Here is a 16,240-nt window from a genome sequence, read left to right as displayed (position 1 = left end):
GCAAGCCCTTATTTTTTCACCGCTTCGCCGTCCTGCCACGCTTTTTGCAGCGCAGGCCAGTAGTCGCGGTTGGCCTCGATCATCTCATCGAGAATGGCTTTCGCGTGCTCCATCGTCGGCACGGTGCGGTTCAGGGTAAATGCCTGCAACGCTTTTTCGTAGCTGCCTTCGATGGTCGCTTCCACCAGCAGTTGCTCAGAGGCGAGCTGCTGCTGGAGCAGCGTCTGATGGAACAGCGGAACCTGGCCCACGCGAATCGGCTCTGGCCCTTCGGAGGTGATATATGCCGGGACTTCCACCACCGCGTCGTACGGCAGGTTGGTGATCGCCCCACGGTTTTCGACCATCACCAGATGGCGCTGGCGCAGGTTGAACGCCAGCGAACGCGCCACATCGACAATAAACTCGCCGTGCACGCCGACGTGGAAAGCGTCAGAGAGAATGCCGGTACGTTTGTACTCTTCCGCCGCCGCGAACAGCTTTTTCTCGCGTCCGTTCATCACTTCGTTGGCGCGGGTGTAGTCCGGGTTCTGATGCTCAACAATCTGGTTTGGCATCAGGTAATACTGCAGATACGGGTTCGGCAGGTATTCCGGGAAGTTATCCATGATCGGCTTAATGTTGCGCCAGGTTTTTACCCACGACGGGTCCGAGTGCTGCGGGTCGGTTTTGGCGGCGTCTTCCGTCAGCAGGCCGTATTTCGCGATGTGGCGGCGCAGCTCCGGCAATCTGTCGACGCCGTCCACCAGCACGCGGGTAAACCAGCCAAAGTGGTTCAGGCCAAAATAGTCGACTTCAAGCTTGTGACGATCCACACCCAGAATCGCGCCCATATTTCGCATCGCCGCCACCGGCATATCGCAGATGTTCAGTACGCGGGCGTTGGGACGCAGGCGGCGCACGCCTTCCGCCACAATCGCCGCCGGGTTGGAGTAGTTCACGATCCAGGCTTTTTCGTGAGCGTAACGCTCCACCAGATCGATCAGCTCCACCATCGGTAAAATGGTGCGCAGACCATAGGCCAGCCCGCCGGGGCCGCAGGTCTCCTGACCGACCACGCCGTGGCGCAGGGGGATCTTCTCATCCTGCTCGCGCATTTTGTACTGCCCGACGCGCATCTGAGCGAAGACAAAGTGTGCCCCGCTGAACGCCACTTCCGGGTCGTGGGTAACGGTAAATTTGATGCTCTGACTGTGGTCGCGAATCACTTTTTCGACCACTGGCGCAATGGTGTCCTGGCGCGCGGCGTCGATGTCGTACAGGCGAATTTCCGCCAGCGGGAAATCCTGCAGCTGGACCATCAGGCTTTTCACAATGCCCGGCGTGTAGGTGCTGCCGCCACCGGCAATGGAGAGAATAAAGGGAGGTTTAAACATGTTTGGCTCCTTCAGAGAAACGTCTCAACAGCTTCTCGCATTTTTTTGACGTGCAGCCCGTAGACCACCTGAACGTTGTTACCTTGCTTGATAATGCCTTTCGCGCCCGTCGCCTTGAGGCGTGACTCGTCGATAATGTCGACATCTTTGACGGTGACGCGCAGTCGGGTGTAGCAGTTATCCACCACTTCAATATTTGCTCGACCGCCGAGACCGACCACGATGGACTCACCCAGCCCGTCGTTGCTGCCCTTCGCCTGATACTCTTGCTTGCTGTACAGGCGGGTTTCCTGTTCGTCATCCTCACGGCCCGGTGTTTTCATGTTGAAGCGCAGGATCAGGAAGCGGAACACGATGAAGTAGAGGGCGAACATGAGCATCCCGACCACTATGTACATCGGCCAGTTGGACTTCTCCGTGCCCAGCGGCAGGTTGTAGAGAATGAAATCGATAATGCCGTTGGCGCCGATGGCGTGGACGCCAAACAGGTAGAACAGCATCATGCCGAGACCGGTCAGCACCGCGTGAACCACAAACAGCAGCGGGGCGACGAAGAGGAAAGAGAACTCCAGCGGCTCAGTCACGCCGACCAGCAGCGAGGTCAGCGCCGCCGGGATCAGAATGGCTTTCGCCAGCGCTTTACGCTCTGGCCGCGCGGTCACATACATCGCCAGCGCCGCGGCGGGCAGGCCGAACATCTTGCTGATCCCGCGCGCATCCCATACCACCGTGCTGCTGAGCTGTTTCACTTCCGGGCAGGCCATTTCGGCGAAGTAGATATTCCGCGCGCCCTGATAGACGGTGCCGCACACCTCCTGCGTTCCGCCCAGCTCCGTATACAGGAACGGCGTATAAACCAGGTGATGCAGACCGGTTGGCACCAGAATGCGCTCCAGGAAACCGTAAATCGCGACGCCAAAAGGACCAGACCCTTTTATCGCAAGAGCCATGGCGCTGATCCCGTGCTGGGCAAAAGGCCACAGCTCGCTCATCACCACGCCGAGGATCATCGACACCGGCAGCATCACTATTGCCACGAAGCAGTGCCCGGAGTAGATCGCCATCGCGCCGTTAAACTGTACGCCGGAGTATTTGTTGTACAGGTATCCCGACAGAGCACCGGTGAGGATCCCGGCGAACACGCCCATCTCCAGCACCTGGACGCCTAACACCATGCTCTGCCCGGCAGCTTTCATCTGATCGGCGGGGGCCAGATGCCCTTGCAGCTGGAGCGTCACATTCATGGCATTGATAAACACCACAAAAGTCACCAGGCCGATCAGCGCCGCGTAACCTTTGTCACGCGTGGCGAGACCAATGGGAATGCCGACTGCAAAGACGAGAGCAAGGTTAACCAGCACCGAGACCGCCGATTTAGCAATCAGCTGCCCTGTGTGTTGAATCAGAGGATGGCCGAGAAACGGCACATACTCGGCAAGATTACCGTTACCCAATACGTTGCCGAAGGCGATAAACAGCCCGACAATCGGTAAGATAAGTACCGGTCCGTACAATGATTTTCCGAAATTTTGTAGGGCGTTCACGGCTCGTTTCATGGCTATCTCTCTAAGTGAACCGCGCACTCAGGGTGCGTCTGAGTATTAAGCTAGCAGGTGGTGCGTCAACTTATCCAGCTATCTTATTGTTTTAAAAACAAATGACGCGAAAGGTAACATGTAACCTTCGACACTGTGATCCCGGTGGCTGCCGCGCGTTTTCCGTGAGCAATGTGCGAGGCGCTTTCCAGATTCTAAAATTGGACTTTTGTATTAGTGAAACTTGCGGATAATACTTAGTCGGACGACGACTAACAGGCTCCACGGACCAGGGATAAAGGATGACACCGTTTCGCTTAGCTGCGCTCTCTCTCGCGCTACTCACCACGTTTACGCTCGTCGGTTGCGATAACAACGACGATAAACCTCAGGCGGCTGCACCAGCCGCTTCCGCGACCACACCGAAAACACCTGAAAAACCGGATGCTGAAAAGCTCGCGAAGCTGGCTTCGCAAAGTGCAGGCAAAGCCCTGACGCTGCTGGATGCTTCCGAAGTGCAGCTCGATGGCGCATCTACCCTGGTTCTGACTTTCTCCGTCCCGCTAAATCCCGAACAGGATTTCGCCCGCACGGTTCACGTCGTCGATAAAAAGAGCGGCAAAGTGGACGGTGCATGGGAACTGGCTCCCAATCTGAAAGAGCTTCGTCTGCGCCATCTGGAGCCGAACCGCAATCTGGTGGTCACCGTTGAGCGTGACTTGCAGGCGCTCAACAAAGCCACCTTCGGCATTGATTACGAAAAAGCGATCACCACGCGGGACATCGAACCGACCGTTGGCTTTGCCAGCCGCGGCTCGCTCCTGCCGGGCAAAGTCGTTGAAGGACTGCCGGTGATGGCGCTCAACGTCAACAACGTGGATGTGAACTTCTACCGTGTAAAACCGGAATCACTGGCCTCCTTTGTCAGCCAGTGGGAGTACCGTAACTCCCTGACCAACTGGGAATCTGACAATCTTCTGAAAATGGCCGAGCTGGTTTACACCGGACGATTCGATCTCAATCCGGCGCGCAACACCCGTGAAAAACTGCTGCTGCCGCTGCGCGATATCAAACCGCTGCAACAGTCCGGCGTTTACATCGCGGTGATGAATCAGGCAGGGCATTACAATTACAGCAATGCCGCCACGCTCTTTACGCTCAGTGACGTCGGTTTATCCGCGCACCGCTATCACAATCGTCTCGATATTTTCACTCAGAGCCTGGAAAACGGCGCGGCGCAGTCCGGCGTTGAAGTCCTGTTGCTCAACGATAAAGGCCAGACGCTGGCGCAGGGCACCAGTGACGCTGACGGCCATGCGAAGCTCGAAACCGACAAAGAGGCAGCGCTGATTCTGGCCCGCAAAGACGGCCAGACGACGCTTCTGGATCTCAAGCTCCCGGCGCTCGACCTGGCGGAATTTGATATCGCCGGTGAGCCAGGTTACAGCAAGCAATTCTTCATGTTCGGCCCGCGCGATCTCTATCGTCCGGGTGAGACGGTGATCCTCAACGGTCTGCTGCGCGATAGCGACGGCAAACCGCTCCCGGACCAGCCCGTCAAACTCGAAGTGCTGCGTCCGGATGGACAGGTAGCGCGCACGGTGGTGGCCCAGCCGGAAAACGGTCTCTATCGCTTTAACTATCCGCTGGATAGCGGCGCGCAAACGGGGATGTGGCACGTTCGCGCCAACACCGGCGACAACCAGCAGCGACTGTGGGATTTCCACGTCGAAGATTTCATGCCTGAGCGCATGGCGCTGAATCTGACCGGTCAGAAAATCCCCGTTTCGACCCAGGATGAAGTCAATTTCGATGTTGTTGGTTACTACCTGTACGGCGCACCGGCTAACGGCAACAGCCTGCAGGGGCAGCTTTTCCTGCGTCCGCTGCGCGAGGCGGTGAGTGCGTTACCGGGCTTCCAGTTTGGTGATATCGCTGAAGAGAACCTTAGCCGCAGTCTGGATGAAGTCCAGCTCACCCTGAACGATCAGGGGCGCGGCCAGGTCTCGACGGAAAGCCAGTGGAAAGAGACCCACTCGCCGCTGCAGCTAATCCTCCAGGCCAGCCTGCTGGAGTCGGGCGGTCGTCCGATCACCCGCCGCGCGGAGCAGGCTATTTGGCCTGCCGATACGCTGCCAGGCATACGTCCGCAGTTTGCCAGCAAAGCGGTGTATGACTATCGCACCGACACCACGGTGAATCAGCCGATTGTCGATGAAAACGGCAACGCCAGTTTTGACATTGTCTATGCCGATGCCAGCGGGGCCAAAAAAGCGGTCTCGGATCTTCAGGTTCGCCTGATCCGCGAGCGTCGCGACTACTACTGGAACTGGTCGGAAAGCGACGGCTGGCTGTCTCAGTTCGATCAAAAAGATCTGGTGGAGGGCGAGCAGGAACTGACGCTCAAGGCCGACGAAACCGGCAAAGTCACCTTCCCGGTAGAGTGGGGTTCTTACCGTCTGGAGGTCAAAGCGCCTGACGAGATGGTCAGCAGCGTGCGCTTCTGGGCGGGTTACAGCTGGCAGGATAACAGCGACGGCACCGGCGCGGCGCGCCCGGACCGGGTGATGCTGAAACTGGATAAACCCTCTTACCAGCCAGGCGACACCATAAAACTGCACATCGCCGCACCTGCCGCAGGTAAAGGCTACGCGATGATCGAATCCAGCGAAGGCCCGCTGTGGTGGAAAGAGATCGACGTTCCGGCCAATGGCCTGGATATGGCTATTCCAGTCGACAAAGCCTGGAAGCGTCACGATCTGTATCTCAGCACGCTGGTGGTACGTCCGGGAGATAAATCTAAATCAGCGACGCCTAAACGCGCCGTCGGTCTGCTGCATCTGCCGATGGGCGACGAAAACCGTCGTCTGAATATTGCCCTCGATACTCCGCAGAAAATGCGCCCTAATCAGACGCTGTCGGTGAAAGTGAAAGCCAGCGTGAAAGAGGGCAGTGTGCCGCAGAAAGTGAACGTCCTGGTTTCTGCTGTGGACAGCGGCGTGCTGAATATCACCGATTACGACACTCCCGATCCGTGGCAGGCTTTCTTCGGTCAGAAACGCTATGGCGCAGACATCTATGACATTTACGGTCAGGTCATCGAAGGACAGGGTCGTATGGCGGCGCTGCGCTTTGGTGGTGATGGTGATGAGCTGAAACGCGGCGGTAAACCGCCGGTGAATCACGTCACCATTATCGCTCAACAGGCGCAGCCTGTGGCACTGGATGCGAACGGTGAAGGGACGATCACCTTACCGATTGGCGATTTCAACGGTGAGCTGCGTGTCATGGCCCAGGCCTGGACCGAGGATGATTTTGGCAGTAACGAAGGCAAAGTGATTGTCGCCGCGCCGGTGATTACCGAGCTGAATACGCCGCGCTTCCTGGCAAGCGGTGATGCCACCCGGCTGACGCTGGATCTGACCAACCTGACCGACAAACCCCAGACGCTCAACGTCGCGCTCACCGCGTCGGGCTTAATGTCGCTCGAAGGCGCACAGCCGCAGCCTGTCCAACTGGATCCGGGCGTGCGTACCACACTGTTCATTCCAGTGCGTGCGCTGGAAGGCTACGGCGACGGTGAAATTACGGCCCAGGTGACCGGCCTTCAGCTGCCGGGCGAAACCTTCGCGCCGCAGCAGAAGAGCTGGAAAATCGGCGTGCGTCCGGCATTCCCGGCGCAGACGGTCAATACCGGCGCGATGCTAAACCCTGGCGAAAGCTGGACGGCTCCGGCGCAGCATATCACCGGGTTCTCTCCGGCCACGCTGCAAGGGCAACTGCTGCTCAGCGGTAAACCGCCGCTCAATCTGGCGCGCTATATCCGCGAACTGCAGGCGTATCCGTATGGCTGTCTGGAACAAACCGCCAGCGGCCTGTTCCCGTCGCTCTACACCAACGCCGCACAGCTGAGCGCGCTCGGCATCAAAGGTGATACGGATGACAAACGTCGCGCGGCAATTGATATCGGGATCTCCCGCTTGCTGCAGATGCAACGCGATGATGGCGGTTTTGCCCTGTGGGATAAAAATGGTCCGGAAGAGTACTGGCTGACGGCTTACGTCACCGACTTCCTGGTCCGTGCGGGTGAGCAGGGTTACAGCGTGCCAGCCGACGCGGTGAACAATGCGAACAGCCGCCTGCTGCGCTATCTGCAGGATCCCAGCATGATGTCCATTCGCTATAGCGATGACACCCAGGCGAGTAAATTTGCCGTACAGGCGTATGCCGCACTGGTGCTGGCGCGCCAGCAAAAAGCACCGCTCGGCGCACTGCGTGAAATCTGGGATCGTCGTGCGCAGACCGGTTCGGGCCTGCCTCTGATGCAGCTCGGGATGGCTTTGAAACTGATGGGCGATGCGCCACGCAGCCAGCAGGCGCTGGATCTGGCGATGAAAACCCCGCGCAGCGACAGCAAAAACTGGATGGCGGATTACGGCAGTCAACTGCGCGATAACGCCCTGATGCTCTCCCTGCTGGAAGAGTACAAGCTGCTGCCGGATGCGCAAAACACGCTGCTGAATACGCTCTCTCAGCAGGCGTTCAGCCAGCGCTGGCTCTCGACCCAGGAAAGTAATGCTCTGTTCCTGGCCGGACGTTCGCTCCAGACGCTCTCCGGTGCCTGGCAGGCGACCACCAGTCTCTCTGACAAAGCGCTGAGCAATGATAAGTCTCAGGTGCAAAATGTGACTGGCGATCAGCTGGGCACGCTGCAGGTAACCAACAGCGGTACCACGCCGCTGTGGGTGCGCCTCGATAGCACCGGTTATCCGGAATATGCACCGCAACCCTCGTCCAACGTTCTGCAAATCGAGCGCCATATTCTGGCGACCGACGGCAGCACCAAATCCCTCTCTTCCCTGAAGAGCGGTGAGCTGGTACTGGTCTGGCTGGAAGTGAAGGCCAATCAAAACGTACCGGATGCGCTGGTGGTTGATCTGCTCCCGGCTGGGCTTGAGCTGGAAAACCAGAATCTCGCCAGCAGCAGCGCCAGCCTTCAGGACAGCGGCAGCGAGGTGCAGAACCTGCTCAACCAGATGCAACAGGCCGATATTCAGCACATGGAGTTCCGCGACGATCGCTTTGTCGCGGCGGTTCCGGTGAACGAAGGCCAGCCGGTAACGCTGGTGTACCTGGCACGTGCCGTGACGCCGGGAACCTACGAGGTGCCGGTGCCGATGGTGGAATCCATGTACGTTCCCCAGTGGCGGGCAACGGGTGCCGCCAGCGGCCCGCTGATTGTCGTTCCGTAAGGTGAGATTTTCCCGACTCATTCGCTCCCGTTGGCTGTGGCTGGCGGGAGCGATTCTCGTTTTATGGGCGCTGATTGTCGTCGCCGATCGCCTGTGGCCATTGCCTTTGAAAGAGGTCAACCCGGCGCGCGTGGTGGTCGATGAAAAAGGTACGCCGCTGTGGCGGTTTGCCGATAGCGACGGGATCTGGCGCTATCCGGTTACCATCGAAGAGGTTTCGCCTCGCTATCTTGATGCCCTGATCCAGTATGAAGATCGCTGGTTCTGGGATCATCCGGGCGTCAATCCGTTCTCCGTATTGCGCGCAGCCTGGCAGGATCTGAGCTCCGGCAAAGTGGTCTCGGGCGGCAGTACGCTTACCATGCAGGTGGCGCGTCTGCTCGATCCGCATCCGCGTACCTTTGGCGGTAAAGTGCGCCAGCTCTGGCGGGCGATGCAGCTGGAGTGGCACCTTTCCAAACGCGATATTCTCACCCTCTACCTCAATCGCGCCCCCTTTGGCGGAACCTTGCAGGGCGTCGGGGCGGCCAGTTGGGCCTATCTTGGGAAATCACCGGCGCAGTTAAGCTACTCCGAAGCCGCGCTGCTGGCGGTACTCCCGCAGGCGCCGAGCCGTCTGCGCCCGGACCGCTGGCCGGATCGCGCGGAAGCCGCACGCAATAAAGTGCTCGAACGCATGGTGACGCAGGGCGTCTGGAGCGCGCAGCAGGTGAAAGAGTCGCGTCAGGAGCCGGTCTGGCTGGCCCCGCGGCAAATGCCGCAGCTGGCGCCGCTGTTCTCCCGCATGATGCTCGGTAAAAGCCGTGACAACAAAATTGTCACCACGCTGGATGCCTCGCTGCAAAGACAGCTCGAAGAGCTGGCGATGAACTGGAAATCCCGCCTGCCACCGCGTAGCTCTCTGGCGATGATCGTGGTCGATCATACCAATATGAAGGTGCGCGGCTGGGTGGGATCGGTGGACATCAGTGACGACAGCCGGTTTAGCCACGTCGATATGGTGAGCGCGATCCGATCGCCGGGATCGGTGCTCAAACCTTTTGTCTATGGCATGGCGCTGGACGATGGCCTGATCCATCCCGCCTCGTTATTGCAGGATGTGCCTCGCCGCACGGGTGACTATCGGCCTGGCAACTTCGACAGCGGATTTCACGGCCCCGTCAGTATGAGCGAAGCCCTGGTCCGCTCGCTGAACCTGCCTGCCGTGCAGGTGCTGGAGGCCTACGGTCCTAAACGTTTCACCGGGATGTTAAGCAACGTCGGATTACGCCTAATCCTTCCGGCTGGCGCGCAGCCGAACTTGTCGCTGATCCTCGGCGGGGCGGGGGCGCGGCTGGCCGATATCACCGCAGCCTACAGCGCCTTTGCCCGTCAGGGTAAAGCGGGGCAGCTGCGCGTGCAGCCGGGCGATCCACTCATTGAGCGCCCGCTTCTTTCGCCGGGGTCGGCGTGGATCATTCGCCGAATTTTGGGCAACGAAGCGCAGCCGCTGCCGGATGGCGCACTGCCGCAGGTTGCGCCGCTGGCGTGGAAAACCGGCACCAGCTACGGCTATCGCGACGCCTGGGCCATCGGGCTCAATGCGCGCTATATCATTGGCATCTGGACCGGGCGCCCGGACGGAACGCCTGTCGCCGGGCAGTTTGGTTTCGCCAGGGCCGTGCCGCTGCTGAATCAGGTAAACAATATGCTCCAGTCGAGTTCGACGGTCGACGAGGGGCGCTTACCGCGCGATCCGCGTCCGGCTTCGGTCAGCCGTGGGGTGATCTGCTGGCCGGGTGGGCAATCCCTGCCGGAAGGGAGCGAGAACTGCCGACGTCGGCTGGCGACCTGGCTGCTCGACGGGAGCCAGCCGCCGACCCTGTTGCTGCCCGAGCAGGAGGGGATTCGCGGGATTCGATTCCCGGTCTGGCTGGATAGCGAAGGCAAACGCGTCGCAGCCGATTGCCCTGGTGCGCAGGAGAAAATTCTCGACGTCTGGCCGCTACCGCTTGAACCCTGGCTGCCTGCGTCTGAGCGCAGAGCTGCGCGCATCCCGGCGTCCTCGGCTGTTTGTCCGCCGCTGTCGCAAGATTCCCCCGCGCCGCTGATGCTGTCCGGTGTGCGGGAAGGAGCACTGATCAAACGTTTGCCCGGTGAGTCACGCGTTTCGCTCCCGTTACAGGCCATCGGCAGCGATAGCCAGCGCTGGTGGTTCCTGAATGGGGAACCTCTCAATGTTAAAGGACGTGCTTACACTTTACAGCTTGATAAAGCAGGGGATTATCAGTTACTGGTATTGGATGAGACGGGGCAAGTCGCCACGGTGAATTTCACCCTCCAGTAGCGAAACGTCCGTCTGAGATGTGACCTGTTGCTAAAACTCGTCTTATTTTAAAAAAATGTTACTTCGAACCATAGGCAATGGCGTTTTTGCTCTCTATAATCCGCGCCATCTATACAGACGTATGCAAAACAACAGAACATAACACAGAGGTTATCATGGCTATTGAACGTACTTTTTCCATCATCAAACCAAACGCGGTGGCAAAAAACGTTATTGGCAGCATCTTTGCTCGCTTTGAATCTGCAGGGTTCAAAATCGTTGGCACCAAAATGCTGCATCTGACCGTTGAACAGGCTCGCGGTTTCTACGCTGAGCACGACGGCAAACCTTTCTTCGACGGCCTGGTTGAGTTCATGACTTCCGGTCCAATCGTGGTTTCCGTGCTGGAAAGCGAAAACGCAGTACAGCGTCACCGCGATTTGATGGGCGCAACTAACCCGGCTAACGCACTGGCTGGCACCCTGCGTGCTGACTACGCGGACAGCTTCACCGAGAACGGCACCCACGGTTCCGACTCTGTTGAATCTGCTGCGCGCGAAATCGCGTACTTCTTCGCAGAAGGCGAAGTTTGCCCACGTACCCGTTAATTCCTCAGGGAAGGGTATAAATTTCGTAAATGCCGCGTGCAAACGTGGCATCCCTGCGCCAGACTTTGTACAATGCAACGCCCCGGAAGAGCAGACCGCCTACCGGGGCGTTTCTTTTCAACCCTCCACGGGCCATAACGTGTAACAACGAGGCCGGAAAATATTATGTCTGAACTAGTTAACACCTCTGAAGTCGCCATTGCCGCGGTTCCTACTAAAAATGGAAAAATTAACCTGCTGGATCTGAACCGTCAGCAGATGCGCGAGTTTTTCAAAGAGATGGGCGAGAAGCCGTTTCGTGCCGACCAGGTGATGAAATGGATGTACCACTATTGCAGCGACAACTTTGATGACATGACGGACATCAACAAAGTGCTGCGTACCAAACTGAAAGAAGTGGCTGAAATCCGCGCACCGGAAGTGGTGGAAGAGCAGCGCTCTTCGGACGGCACGATCAAATGGGCGATTGCGGTAGGCGATCAGCGCGTTGAGACGGTGTACATCCCCGAAGAAGACCGCGCCACGCTGTGCGTCTCCTCTCAGGTTGGCTGTGCGCTGGAGTGTAAATTCTGCTCAACGGCGCAGCAGGGCTTTAACCGTAACCTGCGCGTGTCCGAAATTATCGGCCAGGTGTGGCGCGCGGCGAAAATCGTCGGCGCGGCAAAAGTGACCGGTACGCGTCCAATCACCAACGTGGTGATGATGGGCATGGGCGAGCCGCTGCTGAACCTGACTAACGTCGTTCCGGCGATGGAAATCATGCTCGATGACTTCGGTTTTGGCCTGTCCAAACGTCGCGTGACCCTCTCCACCTCTGGCGTTGTGCCAGCGCTGGATAAACTGGGTGACATGATTGACGTAGCGCTGGCAATCTCCTTGCATGCGCCGAACGACGAAATTCGTGACGAAATTGTACCGATCAACAAAAAGTACAATATCGAAACCTTCCTCGCGGGCGTGCGTCGCTACCTCGAGAAGTCCAACGCCAATCAGGGCCGCGTGACTATCGAGTACGTGATGCTGGATCATGTGAATGACGAAACCGATCATGCGCATCAGCTGGCTGAACTGCTGAAAGACACACCGTGCAAGATTAACCTGATCCCATGGAACCCGTTCCCGGGTGCGCCATATGGTCGCAGCTCCAACAGCCGTATCGACCGTTTCTCCAAGGTTCTGATGGAGTACGGTTTCACCACCATCGTGCGTAAAACCCGTGGTGATGATATCGATGCCGCCTGCGGTCAGCTGGCCGGCGATGTGATTGACCGCACCAAGCGTACGCTGCGTAAGCGCATGCAGGGTGAGGCGATTGACGTCAAAGCTGTGTGATTATTATGCGTCACGGTGCAGATTTACGCCGTGACGCATTAGCTTACTGAATATTCAGTCAGCCAGATTGTGATTGCTGAATAATTACGGTGCGTTTCAGACGACTTTAAGGCAGTATGTAACGTCGCAACAACAGTTTAGCCTCATGAGAAGCGCTTCACTGTCAACTAAGGCCGGACCGTCTTATACTAACTGTCTGTCTAAGGTTAAATGACCAGAAGTTTCGCGGTGCGGGTGGCATTGTGACTCACCGGCGCCTGAACCCTAATTTACACGTACCAGTAAGTAGTTGTAGCGAATGAATACTGAAGCCACTCACGACCAAAATGAAGCACTCTCCACCGGCGTTCGTCTTCGCAACGCCCGTGAACAACTCGGACTCAGCCAGCAAGCTGTTGCAGAACGCTTATGCCTGAAGGTTTCCACGGTTCGCGATATTGAAGAAGATAAGGCTCCGGCCGATCTCGCTTCAACGTTTCTGCGTGGTTACATCCGCTCTTATGCAAAACTGGTGCATATCCCTGAAGAAGAACTGTTGCCAATGATGGAAAAACAGGCACCGGTACGTGCGGCGAAAGTCGCGCCGATGCAGACCTTCTCTCTGGGCAAACGTCGTAAAAAACGTGATGGCTGGCTGATGAGTTTTACCTGGCTGGTGCTGTTTGTGGTGATTGGTCTGACGGGCGCATGGTGGTGGCAAAACCATAAAGCGCAGCAGGAAGAGATCACCACCATGGCCGATCAGTCATCTGCAGAGCTTAACAATTCCGGTAACGACGGCGCGCAAAGCGTGCCGTTAAACACCGACAGCAGCACCACCTCTGGCGAGCCTCAAACAGCGGCTACCGATCCTCAGGCTGTTGAACCTACCCAAACGCCAGCGCCGGTGACCACTCCGGATCAAACGACGGCGCAAAACGCCGTGGTTGCGCCTTCTCAGGCGAATGTGGACACCGCTCCGGCAGCAACGACCACTCCAGCGGCTACGGCTAACACCGCTCAACCCCTGCCGACTGACCAGGCGGGCGTCGCGGGCACCACTGCAGCCGATCCAAACGCGCTGGTGATGAACTTCTCTGCCGACTGCTGGCTGGAAGTGACTGACGCGACAGGCAAAAAACTGTTCAGCGGCCTGCAGCGTAAAGATGGCACATTAAATCTAACGGGTCAGGCGCCGTATAAGCTTAAAATCGGTGCTCCGGCAGCGGTACAGATCCAGTATCAAGGAAAACCTGTCGATCTGAGCCGTTTTATCAGAACTAATCAGGTTGCGCGTCTTACCGTTAATGCCGAACAATCTGCAGCACAGTAACAGGCGAGTAACGCGGGAGACAATTCATGCATAACCAGGCTCCGATTCAACGTAGAAAATCTAAACGGATTTACGTTGGGAATGTGCCGATTGGTGATGGTGCACCCATTGCCGTCCAGTCGATGACCAACACCCGTACCACGGATGTTGAGGCGACGGTCAATCAAATCAAAGCATTAGAGCGCGTAGGCGCGGATATCGTCCGCGTCTCTGTGCCCACCATGGATGCCGCTGAGGCGTTCAAACTCATCAAACAGCAGGTCAATGTTCCGCTGGTTGCCGATATCCACTTCGATTACCGAATCGCGCTGAAAGTCGCGGAATACGGTGTGGATTGTCTGCGTATCAACCCAGGTAACATTGGCAGCGAAGAGCGTATCCGCTCCGTTGTTGACTGTGCTCGCGACAAAAATATCCCTATCCGCATCGGCGTCAACGCCGGGTCGCTGGAAAAAGATCTGCAGGAAAAATACGGCGAACCGACGCCACAGGCGCTGCTCGAATCCGCGATGCGTCATGTGGATCACCTCGATCGTCTGAACTTCGATCAGTTCAAAGTCAGCGTAAAAGCCTCTGATGTGTTCCTGGCCGTGGAATCTTATCGTCTGCTGGCGAAGCAGATCGAACAGCCTCTGCACCTCGGGATCACCGAAGCGGGCGGGTTGCGCAGTGGTTCCGTGAAATCGGCGATCGGTCTTGGTCTGCTGCTTTCCGAAGGGATCGGCGATACCCTGCGTGTTTCCCTGGCGGCGGATCCGGTTGAAGAGATCAAAGTCGGTTTCGACATTCTGAAATCCCTGCGCATTCGTGCGCGCGGGATCAACTTCATTGCCTGTCCAACCTGTTCGCGTCAGGAGTTTGACGTGATTGGTACAGTCAACGCCCTGGAGCAACGTCTGGAAGATCTGATCACGCCGATGGATGTCTCCATTATCGGCTGTGTCGTGAACGGTCCGGGTGAAGCGCTGGTGTCAACGCTCGGCGTGACCGGCGGCAACAAGAAAAGCGGCCTTTATGAAGATGGTGTTCGTAAAGATCGTCTGGATAACAACGACATGATCGATCAGCTGGAAGCCCGCATCCGCGCGAAAGCGACGATGCTGGATGAAGCCCAGCGCATCAGTATTCAGCAAGTTGAAAAATAACGTGATGGGAAGCCAAAGGCTTCCCATGTATGATTGAACCCTGGATTAATGAATCTTCGGGTTCTTTTTTGTATATAGAAAGAGAATAAACGTGGCAAAAAACATTCAAGCCATCCGCGGCATGAACGATTATCTGCCTGGCGAAACCGCCATCTGGCAGCGCATTGAAGGCACACTGAAACAGGTGCTCGGCAGCTACGGTTACAGCGAAATCCGTTTGCCGATTGTAGAGCAGACCCCGTTATTTAAACGTGCGATCGGCGAAGTGACCGACGTCGTTGAAAAAGAGATGTATACCTTTGAGGACCGCAACGGCGATAGCCTGACTCTGCGCCCGGAAGGTACAGCGGGCTGCGTACGCGCCGGCATCGAACATGGTCTCCTGTACAATCAGGAGCAGCGCCTGTGGTATATCGGCCCGATGTTCCGCCACGAACGTCCGCAAAAAGGCCGCTACCGTCAGTTTAATCAGCTGGGTGTTGAAGTCTTTGGTCTGCAAGGGCCAGACATCGACGCCGAGCTCATCATGCTCACCGCGCGCTGGTGGCGTGAGCTGGGGATCTCCCAGCACGTTACGCTGGAGCTGAACTCTATCGGTTCCCTCGAAGCGCGTGCGAACTACCGTGATGCGCTTGTCGCGTTCCTGGAACAGCACAAAGATAAGCTGGATGAAGACTGCCAGCGCCGCATGTACAGCAACCCGCTGCGCGTTCTGGATTCCAAGAACCCGGAAGTGCAGGCCCTGCTGAACGATGCCCCGGCGCTGGGTGACTATCTGGATGAAGATTCCCGCGAGCATTTCGCTGGCCTGTGCAAACTGCTGGAAGACGCGGGTATTGCCTATACCGTGAACCAGCGTCTGGTGCGCGGTCTGGATTACTACAACCGCACGGTGTTTGAGTGGGTCACCACCAGCCTCGGATCGCAGGGTACTGTCTGTGCAGGCGGTCGTTATGACGGTCTGGTTGAACAGCTCGGTGGTCGTGCTGCCCCTGCGGTCGGCTTCGCGATGGGTCTTGAGCGACTTGTTTTGCTGGTTCAGGCAGTTAATCCGGAATTTAAAGCAGAATCTGTTGTCGATATATACCTGGTGGCTTCAGGCGCGGATACGCAGTCTGCAGCAATGCAGTTTGCCGAACGTCTGCGCGATGCGCTGCCGGGCGTTAAGCTGATGACCAACCACGGTGGTGGCAACTTCAAAAAGCAGTTTGCCCGTGCCGACAAGTGGGGCGCAACTATCGCACTGGTGCTGGGCGAGTCCGAAGTGGCTGCTGGCGAAGTGGTGGTGAAAGATCTGCGCTCTGGTGAGCAAACAACCGTAACGCAGGACAGCGTTGCTGCGCACTTGCGCGCTTTGACTTGGTAAGAGGAAGAA

At 57.5% G+C, this 16,240-nt stretch carries 9 protein-coding genes; 7 read left to right on the top strand and 2 right to left on the bottom strand.

Annotation, left to right across the window (positions count from 1 at the left end; genetic code table 11):
- Positions 1 to 8 precede the first annotated feature (8 nt).
- On the bottom strand, positions 9 to 1,376 hold the full coding sequence (locus U9O48_RS16285; protein ID WP_107703114.1) for a 6-phospho-alpha-glucosidase: 1,368 nt from the start codon (positions 1,374 to 1,376) through the stop codon (positions 9 to 11).
- 11 nt (positions 1,377 to 1,387) lie between these two features.
- Positions 1,388 to 2,932 (bottom strand): PTS transporter subunit EIIC, encoded by a 1,545-nt coding sequence (locus U9O48_RS16280; protein WP_324722799.1) that lies wholly within the window; start codon positions 2,930 to 2,932, stop codon positions 1,388 to 1,390.
- 281 nt (positions 2,933 to 3,213) lie between these two features.
- Between U9O48_RS16280 and U9O48_RS16275 the strand changes: the two genes are divergently transcribed.
- From U9O48_RS16275 to hisS, 7 genes are all read left to right on the top strand, one after another.
- Positions 3,214 to 8,163 carry an alpha-2-macroglobulin gene (locus tag U9O48_RS16275; protein ID WP_324722798.1) on the top strand — a complete coding sequence of 1,650 codons (4,950 nt, stop codon included), beginning with the start codon at positions 3,214 to 3,216 and terminating at the stop codon, positions 8,161 to 8,163.
- Between the two features lies 1 nt (position 8,164).
- Positions 8,165 to 10,489, top strand: coding sequence for a peptidoglycan glycosyltransferase PbpC (gene pbpC, locus U9O48_RS16270; protein WP_324722797.1), 2,325 nt, complete (start codon positions 8,165 to 8,167; stop codon positions 10,487 to 10,489).
- A 155-nt stretch (positions 10,490 to 10,644) separates the two neighbouring features.
- A complete protein-coding gene (gene ndk, locus U9O48_RS16265) occupies positions 10,645 to 11,076 on the top strand; it encodes a nucleoside-diphosphate kinase (protein WP_282495514.1) in 432 nt (143 codons plus the stop codon).
- Between the two features lie 165 nt (positions 11,077 to 11,241).
- On the top strand, positions 11,242 to 12,408 hold the full coding sequence (locus U9O48_RS16260; protein ID WP_282495513.1) for a bifunctional tRNA (adenosine(37)-C2)-methyltransferase TrmG/ribosomal RNA large subunit methyltransferase RlmN: 1,167 nt from the start codon (positions 11,242 to 11,244) through the stop codon (positions 12,406 to 12,408).
- 298 nt (positions 12,409 to 12,706) lie between these two features.
- Positions 12,707 to 13,720 carry a cytoskeleton protein RodZ gene (rodZ, locus tag U9O48_RS16255; RefSeq protein ID WP_285154431.1) on the top strand — a complete coding sequence of 338 codons (1,014 nt, stop codon included), beginning with the start codon at positions 12,707 to 12,709 and terminating at the stop codon, positions 13,718 to 13,720.
- A gap of 26 nt (positions 13,721 to 13,746) precedes the next feature.
- The gene (gene ispG / locus U9O48_RS16250; RefSeq protein ID WP_282495511.1) at positions 13,747 to 14,865 is read left to right on the top strand and encodes a flavodoxin-dependent (E)-4-hydroxy-3-methylbut-2-enyl-diphosphate synthase; all 1,119 of its coding nucleotides are present in this window, start codon (positions 13,747 to 13,749) and stop codon (positions 14,863 to 14,865) included.
- Positions 14,866 to 14,956: 91 nt separating this feature from the next.
- Positions 14,957 to 16,231: a histidine--tRNA ligase gene (hisS, locus tag U9O48_RS16245; protein ID WP_285146873.1), complete on the top strand. Its 1,275-nt coding sequence runs from the start codon at positions 14,957 to 14,959 to the stop codon at positions 16,229 to 16,231.
- The last annotated feature ends 9 nt before the right edge of the window (positions 16,232 to 16,240 follow it).

The sequence above is a fragment of the Lelliottia sp. JS-SCA-14 genome, assembly GCF_035593345.1.
Taxonomy (GTDB): domain Bacteria; phylum Pseudomonadota; class Gammaproteobacteria; order Enterobacterales; family Enterobacteriaceae; genus Enterobacter; species Enterobacter wanjuensis.
The sequence above is the reverse complement of the archived record's forward strand: the minus strand, read 5'-3'. Positions and strand labels throughout refer to the sequence as shown.